This is a genomic window from Anoxybacillus sp. ST4, from assembly GCF_019448545.1.
GTDB lineage: Bacteria > Bacillota > Bacilli > Bacillales > Anoxybacillaceae > Anoxybacillus > Anoxybacillus pushchinoensis.
In genome coordinates, this window is the sequence record NZ_JAHZOE010000107.1 from 1 (window position 1) to 255 (window position 255).

Below are 255 nucleotides of genomic sequence, written 5' to 3' on the forward strand. Positions count from 1 at the left end.
CTATCAACCTTGTCATCTTCAAGGGATCTTACTCGCTTGACGCGATGGGAAATCTCATCTTGAGGGGGGCTTCACGCTTAGATGCTTTCAGCGCTTATCCCTTCCGCACATAGCTACCCAGCTGTGCCCCTGGCGGAACAACTGGTACACCAGCGGTGCGTCCATCCCGGTCCTCTCGTACTAAGGACAGCTCCTCTCAAATTTCCTACGCCCGCGACGGATAGGGACCGAACTGTCTCACGACGTTCTGAACCC

Annotated in this window: 1 rRNA gene; it reads right to left on the minus strand. The window is 55.3% G+C overall.

Annotated elements, in window-relative coordinates:
* Positions 1-255, minus strand: a 23S ribosomal RNA gene (locus tag K1I44_RS15635); the annotation flags it as partial.